Origin of the sequence: Flavobacterium stagni (assembly GCF_004122105.1) — a bacterium.
Lineage (GTDB): Bacteria > Bacteroidota > Bacteroidia > Flavobacteriales > Flavobacteriaceae > Flavobacterium > Flavobacterium stagni.
Map to the genome: position 1 here is coordinate 170,049 of NZ_SBKN01000001.1, position 19,739 is coordinate 189,787.

17 protein-coding genes are annotated in these 19,739 nt (G+C 38.6%); 10 read left to right on the top strand and 7 right to left on the bottom strand.

Annotation, left to right across the window (positions count from 1 at the left end):
* Position 1 precedes the first annotated feature (1 nt).
* From sppA to EQG61_RS00830, 3 genes are all read left to right on the top strand, one after another.
* Positions 2-1,759 carry a signal peptide peptidase SppA gene (sppA, locus tag EQG61_RS00820; RefSeq protein ID WP_129459975.1) on the top strand — a complete coding sequence of 586 codons (1,758 nt, stop codon included), beginning with the start codon at positions 2-4 and terminating at the stop codon, positions 1,757-1,759.
* A gap of 152 nt (positions 1,760-1,911) precedes the next feature.
* The gene (locus tag EQG61_RS00825) at positions 1,912-4,485 is read left to right on the top strand and encodes an AsmA-like C-terminal region-containing protein (protein ID WP_129459976.1); all 2,574 of its coding nucleotides are present in this window, start codon (positions 1,912-1,914) and stop codon (positions 4,483-4,485) included.
* Positions 4,486-4,518: 33 nt separating this feature from the next.
* Positions 4,519-5,094, top strand: a complete 576-nt coding sequence (locus tag EQG61_RS00830; RefSeq protein ID WP_129459977.1) for a porin family protein — start codon at positions 4,519-4,521, stop codon at positions 5,092-5,094.
* 50 nt (positions 5,095-5,144) lie between these two features.
* On the opposite strand, the gene EQG61_RS00835 is transcribed toward EQG61_RS00830, so the two are convergent.
* A complete protein-coding gene (locus tag EQG61_RS00835) occupies positions 5,145-5,942 on the bottom strand; it encodes a DUF2797 domain-containing protein (protein WP_129459978.1) in 798 nt (265 codons plus the stop codon).
* Between the two features lie 62 nt (positions 5,943-6,004).
* On the opposite strand from EQG61_RS00835, the gene EQG61_RS00840 reads away from it, so the two are divergent.
* The 4 genes from EQG61_RS00840 (at position 6,005) to EQG61_RS00855 (ending at position 11,346) form a co-directional block, all read left to right on the top strand.
* Positions 6,005-6,718 (top strand): SIMPL domain-containing protein, encoded by a 714-nt coding sequence (locus tag EQG61_RS00840; RefSeq protein ID WP_129459979.1) that lies wholly within the window; start codon positions 6,005-6,007, stop codon positions 6,716-6,718.
* 42 nt (positions 6,719-6,760) lie between these two features.
* Positions 6,761-7,378, top strand: a complete 618-nt coding sequence (locus EQG61_RS00845; protein ID WP_129459980.1) for an N-acetylmuramoyl-L-alanine amidase family protein — start codon at positions 6,761-6,763, stop codon at positions 7,376-7,378.
* A gap of 3 nt (positions 7,379-7,381) precedes the next feature.
* Positions 7,382-8,908 carry a GH3 auxin-responsive promoter family protein gene (locus tag EQG61_RS00850; RefSeq protein ID WP_129459981.1) on the top strand — a complete coding sequence of 509 codons (1,527 nt, stop codon included), beginning with the start codon at positions 7,382-7,384 and terminating at the stop codon, positions 8,906-8,908.
* Between the two features lie 218 nt (positions 8,909-9,126).
* Positions 9,127-11,346 carry a TonB-dependent receptor domain-containing protein gene (locus EQG61_RS00855; RefSeq protein ID WP_129459982.1) on the top strand — a complete coding sequence of 740 codons (2,220 nt, stop codon included), beginning with the start codon at positions 9,127-9,129 and terminating at the stop codon, positions 11,344-11,346.
* Positions 11,347-11,396: 50 nt separating this feature from the next.
* Here EQG61_RS00855 and clpX read toward each other — a convergent pair whose 3' ends face one another.
* The 4 genes from clpX to EQG61_RS00875 form a co-directional block, all read right to left on the bottom strand.
* Positions 11,397-12,626 carry an ATP-dependent Clp protease ATP-binding subunit ClpX gene (gene clpX, locus EQG61_RS00860; RefSeq protein WP_129459983.1) on the bottom strand — a complete coding sequence of 410 codons (1,230 nt, stop codon included), beginning with the start codon at positions 12,624-12,626 and terminating at the stop codon, positions 11,397-11,399.
* Positions 12,627-12,701: 75 nt separating this feature from the next.
* The gene (gene clpP, locus EQG61_RS00865) at positions 12,702-13,358 is read right to left on the bottom strand and encodes an ATP-dependent Clp endopeptidase proteolytic subunit ClpP (protein WP_129459984.1); all 657 of its coding nucleotides are present in this window, start codon (positions 13,356-13,358) and stop codon (positions 12,702-12,704) included.
* Positions 13,359-13,687: 329 nt separating this feature from the next.
* A complete protein-coding gene (gene tig, locus EQG61_RS00870; protein ID WP_129459985.1) occupies positions 13,688-15,022 on the bottom strand; it encodes a trigger factor in 1,335 nt (444 codons plus the stop codon).
* 94 nt (positions 15,023-15,116) lie between these two features.
* Positions 15,117-15,461, bottom strand: coding sequence for a phage holin family protein (locus EQG61_RS00875; RefSeq protein WP_129459986.1), 345 nt, complete (start codon positions 15,459-15,461; stop codon positions 15,117-15,119).
* Between the two features lie 97 nt (positions 15,462-15,558).
* Between EQG61_RS00875 and EQG61_RS00880 the strand changes: the two genes are divergently transcribed.
* Complete coding sequence (locus EQG61_RS00880; RefSeq protein WP_129459987.1) at positions 15,559-16,377, top strand: T9SS type A sorting domain-containing protein; 819 nt, start codon at positions 15,559-15,561, stop codon at positions 16,375-16,377.
* 62 nt (positions 16,378-16,439) lie between these two features.
* Here EQG61_RS00880 and EQG61_RS00885 read toward each other — a convergent pair whose 3' ends face one another.
* Both EQG61_RS00885 and EQG61_RS00890 read right to left on the bottom strand, forming a co-directional pair.
* Entirely contained in the window at positions 16,440-17,204 is a 765-nt protein-coding gene (locus EQG61_RS00885; RefSeq protein ID WP_129459988.1) for an alpha/beta fold hydrolase, read from the bottom strand.
* 49 nt (positions 17,205-17,253) lie between these two features.
* Positions 17,254-17,967 (bottom strand): pyridoxine 5'-phosphate synthase, encoded by a 714-nt coding sequence (locus EQG61_RS00890; RefSeq protein ID WP_129459989.1) that lies wholly within the window; start codon positions 17,965-17,967, stop codon positions 17,254-17,256.
* A gap of 90 nt (positions 17,968-18,057) precedes the next feature.
* Between EQG61_RS00890 and EQG61_RS00895 the strand changes: the two genes are divergently transcribed.
* Entirely contained in the window at positions 18,058-18,720 is a 663-nt protein-coding gene (locus EQG61_RS00895; RefSeq protein ID WP_129459990.1) for a CBS domain-containing protein, read from the top strand.
* A gap of 3 nt (positions 18,721-18,723) precedes the next feature.
* The gene (locus tag EQG61_RS00900) at positions 18,724-19,608 is read left to right on the top strand and encodes an NAD kinase (protein WP_129459991.1); all 885 of its coding nucleotides are present in this window, start codon (positions 18,724-18,726) and stop codon (positions 19,606-19,608) included.
* The last annotated feature ends 131 nt before the right edge of the window (positions 19,609-19,739 follow it).

A 19,739-nucleotide genomic window follows, 5' to 3' on the forward strand; every position in this document is an offset into this window, starting at 1 on the left:
TATGCGCTTTTTAAGTAATGTATTGGCCACTTTGGTCGGACTCTTTTTATTCTTCATGATTGCTTTTTTTGGGCTCATTTTTATAGCTGCCCTTTTTGGTGGTGATGAAGAAACCGTAACGGTTAACTCAAATTCGGTAATTGAATTGGATTTATCCAAAGTCGAATTGGACTATGCTGGAAAAATTAATTTCACCGACATTGGGCAATTTACGGCAAATCACGACGGGTTAATCGATATTTTGAATGCTATTGATTATGCGAAAACCGATGCAGACATCAAAGGAATTTCATTGAAAAATGTGAACTCCGGTCTCGGTTTAGCTCAAACCAAAGCGTTACGGGACAAATTAATTGATTTCAAAAAATCAGGTAAGTTTGTGTATGCCTATGCGGATGTCTATTCGCAAAAAGACTACTATTTAGCTTCTGCTGCGAATAAAGTTTGTATCAATCCGGTGGGCGAATTGGATTTTAAAGGATTGGGCGCCGAATTGATGTTTTTCAAAGGCATTCAGGAAAAATCGGGCATCAAAATGGAAGTCATTCGCCATGGAAAATACAAAAGTGCGGTCGAACCCTTTTTGGAAGACAAAATGAGTGACGCCAATCGCGAACAAACGAGTCAGTTACTACAATCTGTTTGGAATGCTGTCATCGCGGATATTTCTAAGAGTCGGAACATCTCTGCAGAAGAATTAAATGCTATTGCCGATAACCTCAGCGCACGTACGCCTGAATTGGCCAAACAAAACCGTTTGGTTGATGTGATTACGTACGAAGATCATTACGATGATTTAATTCGGAAAGCCCTAAAAGAAGACCCTGACACCGATTACAATACAATTTCAATCGTCGATTATGCGGAAGCCAAAGCCACTGCAGCGGTGAATTTAGATGCTACAGATGAAATTGCAATTATATACGCTCAAGGTGAAATTGCGGCTGGAGAAGGCGATGTGAATGTGATTGGGGATGGCGCTATGCGAAGAGCCATTCGCGATGCCCGCAGGGATGAAAATGTGAAAGCAATCGTATTGCGTGTCGATAGTCCAGGTGGTAGTGCATTGACCTCCGATTTGATTTGGAGAGAAATTGAATTAACGAAAAAAGTGAAGCCCGTGGTCGTTTCTATGGGGAATTACGCAGCTTCTGGCGGGTATTATATTTCGTGTAATGCCAATACCATTTTTGCTGAAGAAACCACCATTACAGGTTCGATTGGTGTATTTGGGGTGATTCCTAATTTTACGGAATTGGGTCAAAAAATTGGCTTGAGTGTGGACCAAGTGCAAACTAATAAAAATGCCTTAGATTACAGTCCGTTCCGCCCTATGGATGAAAATTTCAGAATGGTAACACAAGAAGGAGTTGAACGAGTTTATGCCACTTTTGTAAAACGTGTGGCGGATGGCCGTAAATTAACTCCAGAGCAAGTTGATGCTATCGGGCAAGGTCGGGTATGGAGTGGCGCCGATGCCATCAAAATTGGTTTAGTCGATAAAATTGGTGGTTTGGACAAAGCTATTAAAGAAGCTGCCAAATTAGCTAAACTCAAATCCTATCGCACCCAAGATTATCCAGAATACGACCGTGAATTGTTGGCTTTCTTTGAGGATATGGGGTTAGTTCAAAGTCGGGCCGAACTCTTAAAACAAGAAATTGGCGAACAGAATTATGAAATCTTACAACGCATTCAATTACTTTCCCGTCAAAAAGGAGTGATGACCCGAATGCCGTATGAACTAAAAATAAATTAAAATGTAAAACCGCTTTTCAACGAAGCGGTTTTTTTTAATCTTTTTTTGGGAAAATCAAGAGTGGATTCCACCACAGTAAATTGTATTTTTGTGGAACAAGGTCAATTTAGGCAAGGTATTTGCGTTTTGGCTTTTTATAAATATTGAATCCTATGTTAAAGAAAATCGCCAAAATTACCGGAATCACTTTGGGAGTAATCGTCTTACTTGCTTTTGCCATCCCCTATTTTTTCAAAGATCAAATCAAGGCTCGCATTGAAAAGGCCTTAAACGAAAGTGTAGATGCCAAAGTCTCTTTTGCAGATGCCGAAGTAAGTTTGTTTAAAAACTTCCCGAAAGCCACCGTCTCCGTTGAAAAAATGTCCATCATTAATAAAGCACCTTTTGAGGGTGATACGCTTGTAGCCTTTGATGAATTGCACTTAAAATTATCGGTGATGGAATTGTTTAACAGCGACACCGAACCCATGCATGTTGATGCGATTTCAACTAATAATGGATTAATCAATATTATTTTTAATGAAAAAGGTCAAGGGAATTACGACATCGCCTTAAAAGATAAAAAAGAAACAGACTCTGGTGAAGCCAGCAAACCGTTATCGTTGAAAATTAAAGAATACGAAGTCGAAAATTATACGTTTCGCTTTACGGATAGAAAGTCCAAAATCAAAATGCAATTGGACAGTATCAATCATACCGGTGAGGGAGATTTCAATAATGATGTATTGGATTTAAAAACCAAAACGACGACCCAAGTATCAATGTCCATGGACAAAATGAACTACATGAATCACGTTCCTGTGGCGCTGGATGCGGTTCTGGGAATTGATTTAAAGCAAAGCAAATACAGCTTTAAACAAAACGAAGCCAAAATCAACGACTTGCCATTAAAGTTTAATGGTTTTATTCAAATGGCGGAGAACGCGCAAATTTATGATCTCACCTTTGAAACCCCCACTTCAGACTTTAAAAACTTCTTAGGCTTGATTCCAGCGGCTTACCGAAGCAATTTAGACAATGTAAAAACAACTGGTGCTTTTTCTGTAAAAGGATTTGCCAAAGGCCAATTAACCGAAACTACCGTACCCAAATTCAACATTGGTATCGCGTCAAACAACGCCTCTTTCCAGTATCCAAATTTGCCAAAAGCGATTAAAAACATTCATATTGACACAAAAATTGTGAATGAAACGGGAACAATGAACGATACTTATGTGAACATTGACCGCCTCTCATTTGCCATTGATCAAGATGTTTTTACTGCCAAAGCGACACTAAAAAATGTAGCTGAGAATGCCCAAGTCAATGCAGAATTAAAAGGCACCATCAACTTAAATAATTTCTCAAAAGCCTATCCCATTAAATTAGATAAACCCTTATCGGGAATTTTAAAAGCAGATGTAACCACAGCCTTTGACATGGCATCCGTGGAAAAAAGCGATTATGCCCGAATTCAAAATGCGGGAACCATTGATTTGACCGGATTCCGTTATACCGATGAAACTGGAAAAAACATGGATATCAGCAAGGTTTTGGTCGAATTCAATCCGAGTCGTGTGCACTTAAAACAATTTGCGGCGAAAACCGGGAAAAGTGATTTGGCGGTGAATGGCGTTTTGGAGAATTTTTACGGTTTCATTTTCCGTAACCAAAACCTTCAAGGCAATTTCAACTTAACTTCCAATCAATTAGCCGTTAATGATTTCATGACTACGGAAACTACCCCAAAAACAGAAAGCAAAAAAGCAGCGGAGCCATTAAAAATTCCGGCCTTTTTGGATTGTTCGTTAACTGCAAAAGCCAATACCGTTTTGTACGACAACTTAACCTTAAAAAACTGTATGGGTAAGTTGATTATCAAAGACCAAAAAGTGACCTTGGAGAATGTAAAAACGAATATTTTTAACGGTCAGATTACGTTTAACGGAGACGTTTCCACCAAAGAAAAAACACCAAAATTCGCCATGAATCTTGGTTTGAGTCAGGTTGATATTGCCCAATCGTTCACACAATTGGAGATGTTAAAAAAGATTGCTCCGATTGCAGGCGTAATTAACGGAAAATTAAATTCGACGATAAAATTAAATGGCAACTTAAACGCCACTGAAATGACCCCCGACATCAAAAGTCTTTCTGGTGATTTAATAGGGCAATTGCTTTCTACTACGGTAAATCCAAGTAATTCAAAATTGTTGAACACTTTGGATGATCAATTGAAGTTTATCGATATTAATAAACTCAATTTAAACGATTTAAAAGCAGCCGTTTCATTTAAGGACGGAAAAGTGGTGGTAAAACCGTTTGACATCAAATACCAAGACATCAAAGTCACCGTAAATGGCTCACATGGGTTTGATCAATCCATGAATTACGGTTTAAAATTGGATGTTCCTGCGAAATATTTAGGCAATGATGCCAATAAATTATTAGCCAAATTATCCCCTTCAGATGTAAATAAATTGGACAACGTTCCTATCAATGCCAATTTGACCGGAAGTTTTTCCAATCCAAAAGTCACCACAGATATAAAAACGGCAACGACAGCTTTAGCTAACAATATTGCCAAACAACAAAAAGATAAATTGGTTGGAAAAGGGAAATCTGCGCTAGACCAACTCATTGACCGCAACACCAAACCGGGAGATACTGCGAAAACAAAAACCAAAGAAGACATAAAAAATAAAGCCGGCAATTTAATTAATGGTTTATTTGGAAAGAAAAAGTAAGTATATTTACCCCAACATTAAATAGTATATACCATGAAAAAATTAATGATCAGCTTTCTTTTATTAAGCGGAATTGTTTCAAATGCACAGCGTCGTACAGGGGGCGATATCGAACTTGTTCCTTACATTGGCTATGCCACCTCCACCTTATCTGGAGACTATATCGATGACTTGGATTATCGAAATTCGGCAGACTTTGGTGTTGTAGCCGACTATTACTTCAACAATCGCTGGAGTCTTCGTTCAGGATTGCAATTTCAAAGTATGGGTGCTGAAAATCAATACTTCGTTGACAAATTAAGTTATTTAAGCATTCCTGTTAATGCGAATTGGCACTTTGGCAGCAATCGTAAATGGAACTTAAATTTTGGTTTAACACCAAGTTTCTTACTCTCTGCCGATGAAAACGGTCAAGACATTAGTTCATACCTCAATAGTTTTCAAATGGGACTTACGTATGGTATTGGCTATAAAATTGAAGTCTCCAAAAAATTCAGCATTTTGGTAGATTGGCAAGGATTTAGCGGCATGTCAGACATTACGAAAAAAAGTGGCACCGTTGCAAATGCACACTCTGTGTTTAATGTAGGTGGCGTATTCAAATTGTAACTTTAGAATACAATATAAAACAAAAGCGACTAATTAATTAGTCGCTTTTTTTATGCTATTGTGATTCGAACTTCATACCCTTCATAGGTGCGGACATTAAAAACGGTCTGATCTTCAAAGAGTAAATATTGTCCTTTCACTCCGATTAATTTTCCAGAATACTGCTTGGTTTTTTCCAGATTTAAACTGGTAACTTTAGAAGGATAATTCAAAACTGGATAATGCAATTCGTATAAATCTTGTGCTTCGGGATGAAAATAAGGCCTAACTTCCTCTGGCAACACGGAAGCAATTTTCTCCCTTTCTTGGAATAAATCCACCCAAGCCACTTCATTTTTGAGCATTTTTTGCCAATTGGTTTTGTCGGCAAAATAATTTTTAAGCGCAACTTCGGTGATTCCTGCCAAATACCGGTTGGGCACTTCCACGATAGGCAATGCTTGAACGGCACCTTGATCGATCCAACGAGTGGGTACTTGTGTTTTGCGTGTTACACCTACTTTCACTTCACTAGACAACGCCAAATAGACTATATGCGGTTGCAATTGCACCCGTTTTTCATAATCCAAATCACGGTCTTCAATATCCAAATGGGCTGTACTTAACTCAGGGCGCATAATCCAATCGCCTGCTGCAGGACTGCCCATAAAGCAATCGTAACAAAAGCCTTGACGGAAGATTTTCTTCTTTTTACCACAATTCAAACACTGGTAACCCGTATGCTCAAACTCAAGGGTTTTGCCTAACATTTGATTGATATGTAAAAAACTTTGATCCAAAACCAAATAGTATTGAATAGGGTCTTGAAATTCCGTTTGCATCTTGGAAAGCACGCCTTCGTAAATCATTTGAATACAATAAAAAAGTTAAATCTGCGTAAAGATAGAACAACCAAAAAAACCAAACCAACATGAAAAAAATATTTTTTACACTATTACTAGTTGTAATTTCCTTCACCCTTCAATCTCAAAACATCGCAGACAAACCAAAAATTAGTGTATTAGGCAGTGGCTCGGTTTCTGTTTTTCCTAATGCCGCATCGATTACGCTACAACTGACTCATGTGAAACCTACCTTGCGGGAAGCGGTGAATGAAAACCAACAAACCATGAAATTGATTCGGCAAATTGTGCTGCGTTATGTAAAAGATACCACAGAAATTAAAACGAGTTTAATTACAACCGATAAAGCTACGCGTTGGGATTCTAAACTGGACAAAGATATTTTCCTCGGATTTCGTTCCAATCAAAAAATCATTTTCACCATTTTGGATTTGGATAAAATTCAGGATTTAACGGAAGAATTATTGAAAACCAAGTTCCAACGCATTGAACGAATTTCGTATTTCAACACCAACTTTCAAGAACATTACAAAAAAGCAGAAGAATTGGCGGTGGCTGATGCTCTAGAAACCACACGAAGATTGGCCAAACACAGTGATGTACAATTGGGCAAAATTTTAACCCTGAGTTCGAATAAGAGTCCGAACGACAGCAACGTACGCATCAATACCGAAGAATTTGAAACCTATGGAAAAGGCATGGGAGGTCGCGGAGTTTCTTCGAGTGGCGAACTCATCAAATATTCTGTCTCTGTAAACTTACAAACGGAAATTCTTAATTAATTATTTTTTACTATTTTTATAATCATACTAAAACGCCAAGCCATGAAAAAATTATTGAAAATTGCCACTGTTGGAATCGGTTGTACTGCTTTACTGTTATCCATTTTCTCATTTGATAAAAAAGAATATACCGTTGTTATTGATGCTGGCCATGGTGGTCAAGATTATGGAGCGCAAACAGCGGACATATCAGAGAAAGCGCTTACCACTTTGATTACTCAAAAAATTCAAGAAAAAATGAAAGATGAATCGGTAACGGTTCATTTCACGCGCTTAGACGACCAAATGAAGAGCTTATCTGATCGTGTGAATTATGTCAATCAACTCCAACCCGACCTGTTAATTTCACTACATGTGAACCATAATAAAAACGAAAACGCGCATGGATTTGAGGTGTATTATTCCGATGATTCTAAAACTGCGGCAACTTCATTATCACAAGCAGAACAATTGGCTACAACCTTAGCGGCACGAACTTCTTTGAACAATAGAGGAGTAAAAAAAGGACCGTTTTATATTTTGAAAAATGCAAATTGCCCTGCCGTACTTTTGGAAATGGGATTTGTATCGAATGCGAATGACAAAGCGTATTTGACTAGTCAAGCGGGTCAAAATGCCATTGCGCAGTCCATTATTGAACACCTTCAAAACCAAAAATAAATTATGCCATTTCCCATTATCAATTCCATTGCCTCGTGGGTTTTAAAACAGCGCATTCACCAGATTGAATTGTTTTTAAAATACCCAAATGAAGTTCAAGAGGATTTACTTTTGAACCTCATTCGCAATTGTGAAGAGACGGTGATTGGGAAAAAATATGATTTTGCTTCTGTGAAAAGTTACCAAACCTTTATCGACCGGGTACCGGTTTCGCATTATGAAGATTTGGAACCTTTGATTGAAGAAACCCGTAAAGGCTATCAAAATATATTTTGGCACACCCCGATTAAATGGTTTGCCAAATCCAGTGGAACAACTAACGCAAAAAGTAAATTTATTCCCGTAAGTACAGCGGCTTTGGAGGATTGTCATTACAAAGGCAGCAAAGATTTGCTAGCGATGTATTTGCACAACAATCCCGAATCCAATTTGTTTTTAGGAAAGAGTTTACGTTTGGGAGGAAGTTCGCAAATTTATGCCAACAACAATACCTATTTCGGCGATTTATCGGCGATTTTAATTGAGAATATGCCGCTGTGGGCTGAATTTAGTAGCACACCCAGCAATAAAACCTCGTTAATGAGTGAATGGGAAACCAAATTGGCAGCCATAATTCATGAAACGAAAAGCGAAAATGTGACGAGTTTCGCAGGTGTTCCTTCTTGGATGATGGTCTTGATGCAACGCATTCTCAACGAAACCGGCCATACCCAATTATTGGATTTATGGCCCAATCTCGAAGTGTATTTTCATGGCGGTGTGAGTTTTGAACCCTATCGTGAGCAATACCAAAAATTGTTACCCAAACCCGACTTTAAATACTACGAAATTTACAATGCCAGTGAGGGATTTTTTGCCATTCAAGATTTAAACTATTCCAATGATTTGTTGTTAATGTTGGATTATGGCATTTTCTATGAATTCATTCCCATGTCCACTTTTGGTACACCCAATGAAAAAATAATCCGACTAGCCGAAGTTGAATTGGATACCAATTATGCCGTTGTGATTACGACCAATTCTGGCCTTTGGCGCTATATGATTGGCGACACTGTTCGGTTTACTTCTATCAGTCCGTACCGCATTCGGGTTTCGGGTCGGACCAAACACCATATCAATGTTTTTGGAGAAGAACTCATGGTGGAAAATACCGATAAAGCCTTAGCGCTGACATGTCAAGCCTTGCATTGTTCGATTAAAGATTATACGGTGGCGCCCATTTTTATGCACGGCAAAGAAAAAGGCGCACATGAATGGATGATTGAGTTTGATCAATCGCCTGACTCCGTGGCGGCATTTGCCGAACTTTTGGACAATCACTTACAATCCGTCAACTCCGATTATGAAGCGAAACGCTACAATAACATGACGTTAAATCCGTTGAAGTTAAATGTTGCCCGTGAAAACCTTTTTTATGATTGGTTAAAAGAGCGCGATAAATTGGGCGGTCAAAATAAAATTCCGCGATTGTCCAACCAACGGGATTATCTCGAGCAACTTTTACAACTGCAACACAGTGCATCGCTATGAAGTATTTTATTCTAATTTGTTTGGCAATACTCACCTTTTCTTGCGGTCCCAAACGCATGAAATGTTATGGCCGTAGATGCGTAGAAGCCAAACCATTAGTAACAAAAAACGATCCATCTGCCCTTCCCTCTTAAAATTTTAACACAAAAAAACGGGATTGATTTGTAACAATTGTACGACTTAAAAGTCTTACCTGTAATCATCAATCAATCACAATCATGAAATTAGTATTTCTGCCACTCATGGCGTTGCTATGCGGTAATGTCATGGCACAAGAACAGACTTCCCGCAACGAAAACAATCAAAAAGTTAACGACACTACCAAAGCCAAAGTCACCACACTTGACGAAGTAACTATTGCACAAAAACGCAAATTCATCAAAGTTGAATCCGATAAAACTACTGTTACCATCAAAGACAATCCGATGGTGAGTACCGGAAGTAGTTTGGATGCGATTAAAAAATTACCGGGTGTAATTACTTCTCCAACGGGTGAAATCACTTTAAATGGAAAAGGCGTACGCATTTACATCGACGGTTCGCCGAGTTCGCTATCGGGTACCGATTTACAGAATTATTTGAGCTCGCTTCCAGCGAATGCTATTGAAAAGGTCGAACTCATCTACAATCCTGGTGCTTCCTATGATGCAAATTCTAGCGGTTCTATCATTAATATTGTTACCAATGCCAAACGCAGAGCGGGTGTTAATGCAAGTTTCAATATCAACTACAATTTCAACAAATACCAAAAACCGAGTCCGCAAGTTTTAGTGAATGGTAAAGTTGGAAAATTAAGTTGGCAAACCATGACGGGTTACAATTATATCGATAGTGAAAACCGGCGTGGAACGCAGCAAACGTTTACTGCTTTTACCCCCGTAAAACAATTGGATCAAGAGAACTTCAGTCAGACCACCTACCGCAATTTTTATTTCCGTGGGGGAACCAATTACCGATTTAATGATAAAACGAATTTATTATTGAATTATAATTTGAATGCGGCAAATGAACGTAATGAGTTCAAAAATTACACCATTGGTGACAACATTGACTACCGCAATAACGGGACGACCAAGAATAAAAATTACAACCACGAATTGAGTTTACAATACAAACAAAAACTAGATACTATCGGTTCTACTTTTGATGTTACGGCCTATACGAATTTCTTGGATCAAAAGCCAAGATCAATGGCCTCTGCGGTGGATTATGCAACCTTGGCAACCTATAACAACTCCAGTAATTCGGTGTTTAAATTAGGCAATCAATACTTGAAATACGACTTTGTTTTCCCTGTTGAAAAATGGAAATTTTCATTGAGTACGGGGGGTAAATACAACTTTTTACAGGTACAACAAGACGGTAATTATTACCTCAACACGGCTGTTCCCAATGTGATTACTTTTGATTATAAAGAAAACAATTTGGCTTTTTATGTGGAGGCGCGTCAAAAAATCAAGAAATTAAATTTGACCGCGGGATTGCGTTATGAGAATTTCCACATTGAACGTTTAACGAACACTTTGTCACAAAAAGTGAGTTTTACCAACCGAAATTTGTTCCCAAACATCAGTGCGATTTATGAGTTTACGAATCAATTGAATGTATCCGCTTCGTATTCCAAGAAAATTAGTCAGCCTAATTATTTCACTTTGAATCCGAATAATGGCTCCAATTTTGACCAATACAACTCGTCACAAGGAAATCCTTTATTGAACCCGACATTTATTGACAATTTTGAATTGAAATTTTCGGCGTTCCAATTTGTTCAATTGGGAGCCAATTATACGATTAGCAAAGACATCAACCAATTCGTATTTAGTGCAGATGCAGCGGCTACTACACCAGTTAGTAATGCGACTTTTAAGCAGTTTGATCAGTTCCGAACCTTTAGTGCCTATGCGAATTTCCCGATTCCGTTGGATTATTTTTTCAAAGGAAAAGAAGAATTTCAAAAACGCATGAACAATATGGATCAGATGAACTACATTTTTGTCAACATCAATTATGTGAAATCAGATTTACGTGGGTATTACTTACCTTACGGTACCAAAGGATTGTTTAATTATGCGGCGCAGTCGCAAATCATTTTGCCTTGGGGCATCAAAAACACTATGTCGTATTTCATTTTACCAGGCAATGGAAACTGGGAAATTTACCGCATTACTAAGCCGATCCAACAGTTTGACATTTCGTTCAATAAAGATTTTATGGACAAAAAATTAAAAATTGGTATTCACTGTTTTGATGTATTCAATCAAAACAATGTCAATGCTTTAGTGGCAGGAGAGAATTTGGATACCCGTTTCAGAGAAAAAATCGACTCGCGCGTATTTCGTTTGTCGTTAACATACAATTTCGGAAATCTAAAACTACAAAAAGAGAACACGGACATCCAAACGGACAAAGTGAACTCGGGTGGTGGATTGATGAAATAGGTTTGAGGTTAGTTAGAAAAGAAAATCCCGATCGGTTGATCGGGATTTTTTTATGAGGCGATTTCTAATCGTTTCAATAAATTTTTGTTCAAAGCATGTTCGGCATAATCTTTATCGATATCCAAGACTTTGTCATCCGTGCTTGGCATTTCATACATCGCATCGGTAAGAATCGCTTCGCACAGGGATCGTAATCCACGTGCGCCGAGTTTGTATTCCAAAGCTTTATCGACAATATAATCCAAGGCTTCATCAGTGACCGTAAGTTGGACCTCATCCATAGCAAACAATTTTTGGTATTGTTTGATCAAGGCATTTTTAGGTTCGGTCAAAATGGCACGCAATGTAGGTTTATCTAGCGGATCCATGTGGGTTAGCACAGGCATACGACCGATAATTTCTGGAATTAAACCAAAATCTTTTAAATCTTTTGGGATGATGTATTGCAAAAGATTGTCTTTGTCGACCGCTTCTTTTTTATTTGTACTGTAGCCTACCGCTTGTCGATTCAAGCGCTTTGAAATGACACGTTCAATACCGTCAAAAGCACCACCGGCAATAAATAAAATATTTTGGGTATTGACTTCTACAAATTTTTGGTCGGGGTGTTTACGACCGCCTTTTGGTGGAACGTTGACTACAGTACCTTCCAAAAGTTTTAGTAAGGCTTGTTGAACACCTTCACCTGACACATCACGGGTGATGGAAGGGTTATCGCTTTTGCGGGCGATTTTGTCAATCTCGTCGATGAATACAATGCCTCGTTCTGCTTTGGCCACATCGTAATCAGCGGCTTGAAGTAAGCGTGTCAAAATACTTTCAACGTCTTCCCCTACATAGCCGGCTTCTGTCAATACGGTAGCATCGACAATCGCTAACGGCACATCAAGCATGCGCGCGATGGTTTTGGCAACTAAGGTCTTACCAGTACCGGTTTGCCCAACCATAACAATATTGGACTTTTCAATTTCCACTTCGTCGGCGGCTTGGGGTTGCATCAATCGTTTGTAGTGATTGTATACGGCAACGGATAGTACTTTTTTGGTTTGTTCTTGACCGATTACATATTGATCGAGGAATGCACGAATTTCTTTCGGGCGTTGCAACACCAAATCGGAAGGTAATTTCACGCCATTACTGGAACGGATTTCTTCCAAAACAATGCCGTGCGCTTGTTCGATACAACGGTCACAGATGTGCGCATTGATACCGGCAATCAACAGATTGGTTTCGGGTTTTTTGCGTCCGCAGAAGGAACATTCTAAAATTTCTTTAGCCATAAGTAAGCTGCTGAGCTACTGAAAAACAGAGCGGTTGAAACTTCGTTGCTCCGTTTCTAAGTAGTTTGTTAAAAATTATCTACGTAATACCTCGTCGATCATACCGTATTCTTTCGCTTCATCAGCAATCATCCAGTAGTCACGTTCTGAGTCTTTGTATACTTTTTCAAACGATTGTCCCGAATGGTTGGAAATGATTTGGTACAATTCGTCTTTTAATTTCAACATTTCTTTCAAGTTGATTTCCATGTCGGTTGCTACACCTTGCGCACCGCCTGAAGGCTGGTGAATCATTACGCGAGAATGTGGCAATGCTGAACGTTTACCTTCGGCACCAGCGCATAATAATACGGCTCCCATAGAGGCTGCCATTCCGGTACAGATGGTAGCTACATCGGGTTTAACGTATTGCATGGTGTCGTAAATTCCGAGACCAGCGTAAACACTTCCTCCTGGAGAGTTGATGTAGATTTGAATGTCTTTGGAAGCGTCAACACTTTCCAAGAACAACAATTGGGCTTGAATAATGTTGGCTACATAATCGTCAACACCGGTTCCCAAGAAGATGATACGATCCATCATCAAACGGGAGAACACATCCAATTGAGATACGTTCATTTGACGTTCTTCAATAATATAGGGTGTCATTCCTGCTACGATTTTATCGAAGTAGAGGCTATTTACACCGTGCTTTTTCGTCGCAAATTTTTTAAATTCTTTTCCGAAATTCATAAGTTGTGGTAGAATGAATTAATATACTTTTTAATACTAGATGCAAAAAGGAGTACAAAGGTTGTACCGCTTTTCTTAAACATGCCAAAGTGGCGGTTTAGGGGATGCAGCCCGGATTGTCGTGGAGGTCACCGGAAGTGGCGGTCGTGTTTTTGTGGGAACCGCAGTGCGACCGAAGGAAGCGCCTGTGGGGGCCGAACAAAAACCGAGCGGCAAGACGGTACCGCAACAAAAGCCGGAAAAGCTGCCCAAAACCCGAAAGAACGTTTTAAAAAAAAGCGTCAAAATCGGGCCGACTTTGACGCTCAAATATAGCAATTATATTTTAATTAGTGTTTCAACTCACCGTACATCGCTTTCACGAAATCTTCGTAGTTTACTTCTTTGGTTTTTGCTTTTACTTTGTCTTTGAACAAATCCAACATTTTTTGGTTCATCACTTGTTCTGACAAGCGACGCACTTCGTCTTGGTTGGACATTACGCGCGCCACGATACCTTGAACGTCCTCATCGGTTGGATCCATTTGACCAAATTGTGCCATTTGTTGTTTGATCAAACCAGAGGTGTAGTCTTTCAATTCGTCGAACGTAATTTGAAGGTTGTTGTCCTTCATGATTTTTCCTTCGATCAATTGGTAGCGCAATCCTTTTTCGGAACGCTCGTATTCAGTAGCCGCTTCTTCTTCAGAAATTGGGTTTTCACCAGTGGTTTGAATCCATTTTTTCAAGAACTCAGCAGGTAAATCAAATTTGGTAGATTCTACTAAAAATTCAGTCACATCGTTTAAGAATTTTTGGTCGGCTTGTTGTGCGAATTGACGTTCAGCATCTTCTTTGATTTTCGCTTTCATCTCGTCAACAGAAGTCACTGCTTTAGGGCCGAACAAACGATCAAACAATTCTTGGTCTAAGGTTGCAGGCTCATAACCAATCACTTCATCAATCGTGAACGTGATTTCGATATCCAAACCGTGTACATCATCGTGACCGATATTTAAGACGTCCATCAATTTGTGATCGTCGTTGAATAAACCTTTTGTTTTTAGGGTAACCACATCACCAACTTTTTTACCCATGATTGATTTTACTGCTTTTTTATCGGCTAAATCTTCAAGGTCTAAAGTTGTACGATTATTGATGCCACGCTCTTCGTTGGCGAAGATCCCTGCTACATCATTTCCTTCTTCTACTTTATCTTTGGCTACTACTTTTCCGTATTGTTTTTGGATACGCGCAATTTGACCGTTTAGCATCGTATCATCAGCAACTACATTGTATTTTACCACGCTTGTTTTTGCTGCTAAATCCACGGAGAACTCTGGAGCAAGACCCAATTCGAATTCGAATTTAAAATCGTCGGTATCCCAATTGAAATCTTCGGTTACTTTAGGAAGCGGATTTCCAAGGATGTCCAATTTTTCTTCAACCAAATAGTTGTTTAAACTGTCTTGCAACAATTTGTTTACTTCATCTAATAACACGGCTTTACCGTATTGTTTTTGAATTAAACTCATTGGCACCGCACCTTTACGGAACCCAGGGATGCTTGCATTCTTGCGGTAGTTGGTTAACACTTCCTGTACTTTGTCTGCATAATCGCTTTTGTTCACTTCTACAGTCACGACTGCATTCAAAGCGTCCACATTATTTCTTGTAATATTCATGAGATTGTACTAATTTTTAGTAAATAAAATCGGGTTGCAAAAGTATAACTTTTCTGCAACCCGTCCAACTTTTATTCTATTGATTTTTAAAGTCTTATTTTTTGGCTTCTGTTAATTTGAAAACAATTGACTGCGAGAGCGAAAGCACAACACTGAAGAGCATGGCCCAGCCGATATTTTTTACATCAAAACCATCTACGAAATAGTCACAAATCATGATCATCATTCCGTTGATGACCAACAGAAATAAACCCAAACTAAATACGGTAATAGGCAAGGTAAAAAGCACAAAAATAGGTTTAACTAAAAAGTTTAACAACCCCAACACTATCGCAACTTTCAGTGCGGTGGTGAAGTGATTGACAACAATTCCTTTGAAAAAGTAGGGTAAAATCATTACGATTAAAGCAGTAATCAACACTCTTACAAGAAGTTTCATAAAATATTTTAATAAATTTAACAGCCCTAAAGGTAAAAAAAATTGTTTGTTTTGATATTATTAGCTAAGTTTGCTAGGTAATTAATAATTTTTGTACATGAAAAAACTTTTACTTTCTTTAACTTTATTGGCTTCCTCTTTTGGTTTTAGCCAAATCCTTACTCAGGATTTCCAAGGTGCAGATTGGCCTCCAACTGGTTGGACAACTGAAACTGGTGATGCAACTCGCCCATGGGGTTTTACAACCACAATTTTCAATGCAAATGGTCAAGCAACTTTCAACATCACAGGTGGAAAGTCGGCTTGTATTGCTTGGATTGAAACTCCAAATGATGCCCATTTAACAAGTCCATCGTTTAGTTTGGCTGGTTATTCCTCTGCCACATGGACATTCAACATTAAATGTGGTTATGAGTATCAAGTGGATCCATTTCCAAACGGTGACATCTTAGCTCGCGTTTCTACAGACGGCGGTGCAACTTGGACAACTGAATGGGTAGAAGAGGATTACGGTCCTTACACTGACTATGAAACATTAAACATTTCTCTTGACTTAGCCAATTATTTAGGTCAATCTAATGTTATGATTCGTATTCAATATGTGGGTGCTGATGCTGACTCAGTATCTGTAGATGATTTCGTAGTTTCTGGTAACTTAGGAACAAACGAGGTTTTGGCTGATTCATTCAGTACTTTCCCTAATCCAGTAAACAATGTATTGAACATTAAAAACAGTGAAAACACAACAATCAACACGATTTCAGTTGTCGACATCAACGGAAGAACAGTGAAAACTGTTAACGGTGGTGATGTTACTGAAGTTGCTGTAAATGTTGCTGATTTATCTGCAGGTGTTTACATGGTAAACATTGACACTAATGCTGGTAAAGCGGTTAAAAAATTCATCAAAAACTAATTTTAGTTTTGTCAAATAGAAAAGGCTTCCGTTTGGAAGCTTTTTTTTTGCTACTATTTGAATCAATCTTTCAAAAATCGTGCTGTAATTTCAAAAAACGCTATCGGATTCTCTGCGTGAAGCCAATGCCCTACATTGGGAATTGTATCCAATACCGCTTGCGGAAAATGACTTTGAATTCCTTCCCAATCAGCATCTAGGATATAGCGTGAATTTCCGCCACGTAAAAATAAAGTGGGTTTATTGAAAATCGTGTTTTCGGGCAAAGCAGCCCCAACTTCCTCAATTTTCTCATTAAATATTTTCAAATTGAAACGAAAATCCAATTGACCGGGTGTTTTCCAATATAAATTTTTCATGAGAAATTGGCGTGTACCAAAATCGGGAATGTAGGGATACAACATTTCTTCGACTTGCGCACGATCGGGTTGGCTCGTAAAATCCACGGCATTAAGTCCGGCCAAAATATCCTGATGATGAGGCGCGTAATATTTGGGTCCGATATCGGCCACAACTAATTTTCGCACACGTTCAGGATGACGAACGGCCAACAACATGGCAATTTTCCCTCCCATAGAATGTCCGATAACATCCATTTGTTGCAATTGATGAGCATCCGCATAATCGATGACATCTTGCATCATGACGTCGTAATTAAATTCATCGGAATGGAAACTTTTACCGTGGTTTCGTAAATCCAACAAATGCACTTGATAGCCTAAGGCTGCGTATTGCGAGGAGAATGACTTCCAATTGTCAGACATTCCCATGAAACCATGAATAATAATTAAGGGCTTGCCTTCACCTTCAATCCTAGAGAACAACATATCTTTTGAATTATAAATTTTAAATTATGAATTATGAATTGTTGTGCTATTATTTCAATTTTTGAAGGTACATATTTACCACATTATCGAGGCCAAAATACAAGGCTTCTGAAATTAATGCGTGTCCGATAGAAACCTCTAAAAGTCCGGGAATATTTTGTTTAAAAAACTGAATGTTATCCAAACTTAAATCGTGACCTGCATTGATGCCTAATCCTAATTCCACGGCTTTTTCTGCAGCCATTCGATAGGGCTCGATTCCTTTTTCATTCCCTACACTGTATTGATGTGCAAATGCTTCTGTATACAACTCAATCCGATCGGTACCGGTAGCCACTGCGCCTTCAATCATAGCAACTTCTGGGTCGACAAAAATGGATGTTCGAATCCCGTGGCGTTTAAATTCGGTAATCACTTCCTTTAAATAATCACGATGTTTTACCGTATCCCAACCTGCAGATGACGTAATAGCCCCAATAGCATCGGGAACCAAGGTGACTTGCTCGGGTTGACATTCCAAAACCAAATCAATGAAATTATGCTGAGGATTCCCCTCGATATTATATTCGGTTGTAACTACACTTCGCAAATCACGCGCATCTTGATAGCGAATATGGCGTTCATCGGGACGGGGATGCACGGTGATTCCATGCGCACCAAACCGCTGAATATCGGTTGCAACTCGTAATAAATCAGGCACGTTGCCCCCACGCGCATTGCGCAACGTGGCAATTTTATTGATGTTGACACTTAATTTTGTCATTTTATTCAATTTTAAAGACACAAAAATACAAGTTAAATTCCGCATACTTAAAGCAAAAAAATGATTATTTTGCACTGTATTTAGTTACTTATGACAGTTATCAACGATTACATCACCAATGATTACAAAGCATTGGATAGTTTAACCACAATTTCTGAGACACAAGATTTCTTTTTTGATGTCTCGTTTACAAACTTTCCAGTTACCCAAGAAGGCGTTTATATTGGATGCATCGCAGCTGATGATGTAGAAACTTTCGATGGGGACAAAACCATTGGCGATTATCGCTATGCGCTTGAAGGTTTTTTTGCTCGAAAAAATATGATCTGGCTGGATGTTTTGGAAGTTTTTGCCAAAAATCACAGCAACATTGTACCTGTTTTGGATGAAGAAACCAATGCCTATTTGGGTTATTACGAGTTGGAAGACATTGTAAAGTTTTTCCATGAGACACCTTTTCTAAAAGAACAAGGCGGTATAATCATCTTAAAAAAAGGTATTAATGACTATTCCATGAGTCAGATTGCTCAAATTGTAGAGAGCAATAATGGTAAGGTTTTAGGAGTTTTTGTTTCCGATGCGGATACAGAAAGTGTTGAAATCACCCTTAAAATCGCATTGGGTCCTATGAATGATATTATCCAAACGTTTCGTCGGTACAATTATGAGATTGTTTCTGAACACCATGAGGATTTGTATTTAAACAACTTGAAAGAACGTTCGGAATATCTGAATCGCTTTCTTAACATCTAAGGTATGAAAATCGCCATCTTTGGTCAATATTACCAAAACGACACCCGTCCCATCATAAAGGATATCTTTTTGTTTTTCAACAACAATCAAGTGGAATTGGTGATTGAAGCAGAATTTCTTGCCAAATTATACGAACACGAAATTTTAAAAAAAGAATACAAAACCTTTCAGAGTTACGCCGATTTAGATTCAAGTTTCGACTTGATGATTAGCATTGGTGGTGATGGAACTATATTGCGAGCAGCCACCTTTGTACGCGACTCAGGGATTCCCATTTTAGGAATTAATGCAGGTCGACTAGGGTTTTTAGCCAAAGTACAAAAGGAAAATATTGATGTTTTTCTTCAATTGGTTTTGGAAAAACGCTACACCATTTCAGAGCGAACCTTGTTACAATTGGAATGTCAACCTTCAAACGCTTCCTTTTCAGAGATCAACTTCGCTATGAATGAAGTTTCGGTGAGTCGTAAAGACACTACTTCGATGATCACAATCGACACCGATTTAAATGGTGAATACCTGACTTCTTATTGGGCGGATGGATTGATCATTGCTACACCCACGGGATCTACAGGTTATTCATTAAGCTGTGGCGGACCTGTGTTAACACCCGATGTCAAAAGTTGGGTTATTACACCGATAGCTCCCCACAATTTAAATGCACGACCTTTGGTTATTCCAGATACAACCGAAATTCGCTTACGGGTTTCTGGGCGTGAAGAACAATATATGGTTTCCCTAGACTCACGAATTGCAACCTTGAACCGCAATGAAGAATTAATCATTCGCAAAAATCCATTTTCAATAAAAATGGTTGAAATTCCGGAGGAGAGCTTTTTAAAGACTTTACGCAACAAATTATTGTGGGGCGAAGACAAAAGAAATTAACTTACAAACTACACTACTTCCCTTTTTTTTTCGTTTAGAAATTGGTTCTTTCAATTGGAACTAAAGTCTTGTTTAATTGTGCATTATTTTATTTGTCAGAAATACTATTTAGATGTTATTTAAGTACTGAT

Excerpts from the sequence above, each read along its gene's own strand:
- sppA (WP_129459975.1), top strand. The coding sequence starts at position 2 with ATGCGCTTTTTAAGTAATGTATTGGCCACTTTGGTCGGACTCTTTTTA.
- EQG61_RS00825 (WP_129459976.1), top strand. The coding sequence starts at position 1,912 with ATGTTAAAGAAAATCGCCAAAATTACCGGAATCACTTTGGGAGTAATC.
- EQG61_RS00830 (WP_129459977.1), top strand. The coding sequence starts at position 4,519 with ATGAAAAAATTAATGATCAGCTTTCTTTTATTAAGCGGAATTGTTTCA.
- EQG61_RS00835 (WP_129459978.1), bottom strand. The coding sequence starts at position 5,942 with ATGATTTACGAAGGCGTGCTTTCCAAGATGCAAACGGAATTTCAAGAC.
- EQG61_RS00840 (WP_129459979.1), top strand. The coding sequence starts at position 6,005 with ATGAAAAAAATATTTTTTACACTATTACTAGTTGTAATTTCCTTCACC.
- EQG61_RS00845 (WP_129459980.1), top strand. The coding sequence starts at position 6,761 with ATGAAAAAATTATTGAAAATTGCCACTGTTGGAATCGGTTGTACTGCT.
- EQG61_RS00850 (WP_129459981.1), top strand. The coding sequence starts at position 7,382 with ATGCCATTTCCCATTATCAATTCCATTGCCTCGTGGGTTTTAAAACAG.
- EQG61_RS00855 (WP_129459982.1), top strand. The coding sequence starts at position 9,127 with ATGAAATTAGTATTTCTGCCACTCATGGCGTTGCTATGCGGTAATGTC.
- clpX (WP_129459983.1), bottom strand. The coding sequence starts at position 12,626 with ATGGCTAAAGAAATTTTAGAATGTTCCTTCTGCGGACGCAAAAAACCC.
- clpP (WP_129459984.1), bottom strand. The coding sequence starts at position 13,358 with ATGAATTTCGGAAAAGAATTTAAAAAATTTGCGACGAAAAAGCACGGT.
- tig (WP_129459985.1), bottom strand. The coding sequence starts at position 15,022 with ATGAATATTACAAGAAATAATGTGGACGCTTTGAATGCAGTCGTGACT.
- EQG61_RS00875 (WP_129459986.1), bottom strand. The coding sequence starts at position 15,461 with ATGAAACTTCTTGTAAGAGTGTTGATTACTGCTTTAATCGTAATGATT.
- EQG61_RS00880 (WP_129459987.1), top strand. The coding sequence starts at position 15,559 with ATGAAAAAACTTTTACTTTCTTTAACTTTATTGGCTTCCTCTTTTGGT.
- EQG61_RS00885 (WP_129459988.1), bottom strand. The coding sequence starts at position 17,204 with ATGTTGTTCTCTAGGATTGAAGGTGAAGGCAAGCCCTTAATTATTATT.
- EQG61_RS00890 (WP_129459989.1), bottom strand. The coding sequence starts at position 17,967 with ATGACAAAATTAAGTGTCAACATCAATAAAATTGCCACGTTGCGCAAT.
- EQG61_RS00895 (WP_129459990.1), top strand. The coding sequence starts at position 18,058 with ATGACAGTTATCAACGATTACATCACCAATGATTACAAAGCATTGGAT.
- EQG61_RS00900 (WP_129459991.1), top strand. The coding sequence starts at position 18,724 with ATGAAAATCGCCATCTTTGGTCAATATTACCAAAACGACACCCGTCCC.